At 41.4% G+C, this 1,516-nt stretch carries 4 protein-coding genes; all 4 read right to left on the bottom strand.

From position 1 onward, the window contains the following. Window positions 1-212 (bottom strand): DNA adenine methylase (locus tag ACFIMP_RS09665; protein ID WP_375686331.1); only part of this gene is annotated, 212 nt, incomplete at its 3' end. Between the two features lie 24 nt (window positions 213-236). Further along, on the bottom strand, window positions 237-467 hold the full coding sequence (locus tag ACFIMP_RS09670; protein WP_375638891.1) for a hypothetical protein: 231 nt from the start codon (window positions 465-467) through the stop codon (window positions 237-239). Between the two features lie 116 nt (window positions 468-583). Further along, on the bottom strand, window positions 584-811 hold the full coding sequence (locus tag ACFIMP_RS09675; RefSeq protein ID WP_375630758.1) for a hypothetical protein: 228 nt from the start codon (window positions 809-811) through the stop codon (window positions 584-586). Further along, window positions 808-1,470 carry a gene transfer agent endolysin BgtA gene (bgtA, locus tag ACFIMP_RS09680; RefSeq protein ID WP_375651361.1) on the bottom strand — a complete coding sequence of 221 codons (663 nt, stop codon included), beginning with the start codon at window positions 1,468-1,470 and terminating at the stop codon, window positions 808-810. The genes ACFIMP_RS09675 and bgtA overlap by 4 nt, the downstream gene beginning before the upstream one ends. Window positions 1,471-1,516: the final 46 nt, after the last annotated feature.

The raw sequence follows: 1,516 nt of genomic DNA on the forward strand, positions 1-1,516 counted from the left end.
CATTGAAACAGATTCGTGATCTCTCCATTCAAATCATTAATAACGGAATATTTTGCTGGTCTTTTATTTAGGAAAATAACACCAGAACCTAAAAATGGTTCAACATAGGTTTCATGGTCAATGCTATTTAAAATCGGTATAATTTTCTTACGCAGATAGTGTTTACCACCCATCCACGCAAACAATGTTTGTGTAAATTCTTGTTTCATCATATTTTTAAAGGAGAGATTTGATATCTAACTTTTTGTTATCCATCTTTTAAGATGTGAGAAGCTATTCTCTATGGCGTCCACAAAACGGGAAAAATCAATTACAAACATAAAGAGAATGAAGGCAATCAATTTCATGATGCGTGACATCATCTTTAAGCCTTGATAGGTCTCTATCATCTCGTGAAGGAGCTGTTGTTCTGTTTCTGTAAGACCTTTATCTTTGCTGCTTCGTTTCTTGACCATCTTTCCAACCACATAAATGGGCTCCCTGCTTGTTATGCTTCAAAATATCTCTTGCAAGGTTGGAACTGATGACCTCAACATCCTGATTATCCAAATAAATGGGCAACCAGCCACCACAAGAAACAGACCTATTTGCCGCGCACCCAACGAGAAAGTTCAGAGCGCACACCACCATCACTTTTTTGATTAACTTCATTTTCTACCTCAAGACGGGTTGTTGCTGTCTTTAAAGCATTCTCTGTTTGCTTTTGCCGTTCGCTTTGCTTGCCAAGCTGAAACGCCTTGGCTAAAGCCATAAAAAAAACGGCTAAAGCCGCTGTAAACATAAGAGAATATTTCTTTAGCCAAAAAATCATAAGCGTTGCTCCCCAAACCGCTTGGCGACAATCACTATGCCCGTTACAGCCGCTAAAACCATGATGCCTGCTAAAGCCCATTGCACCGGACCATTGCCAACCAACAAGCCTCCAAACCCCGAACAAGACCCTATAATCGGGGCAAGTGCTTCTATCTTTAAAAGACCGCTTGCTGTTTTCGTTTCTACCCTTTGATAATTCGAAGAAACATAAGCCCCTTTTACCCATAATCCCGCTTCTGCTGCTCGACGGTTGGCTAAACCCGCAAGAGGCTTCCCACCGACCTTATTCCATTTCTGTAATTCTAAGGGTACGGCTTCATAATCCCCTTGATTAAGCTTCTTCAATAAGGTTGACTTGCGAAAAGCAGCTGTTCCTACATTATAGCAAAATGAGACCAATGCCGCGAATTGGCAATCCGTTAACGAAACCGTCACCGATTCCTCTACCGTCTGCTCAAATTGCTTTAAGTCTTCACAAAGGATTTCTTCTGCTTGCTTTTGGCTAATACACATGCCTTTTTTGACAAGGGGGTGACCCGCATTGCTGGTGTGACCATAACCAATCGTCCAGATACATGCCGTGTCTCTATATGCCTCTAAACGCAAACCTTCCCATTGTTTGATAAGCTCTAATCCTTCTTTCGATATCTTTCTCATCTGACGCTCCATAAAAAAAGCCCCACAAAAGTGGGGCTGGATAAAA

The organism is Bartonella sp. AP65SXKL (genome assembly GCF_042195725.1).
Taxonomy (GTDB): domain Bacteria; phylum Pseudomonadota; class Alphaproteobacteria; order Rhizobiales; family Rhizobiaceae; genus Bartonella.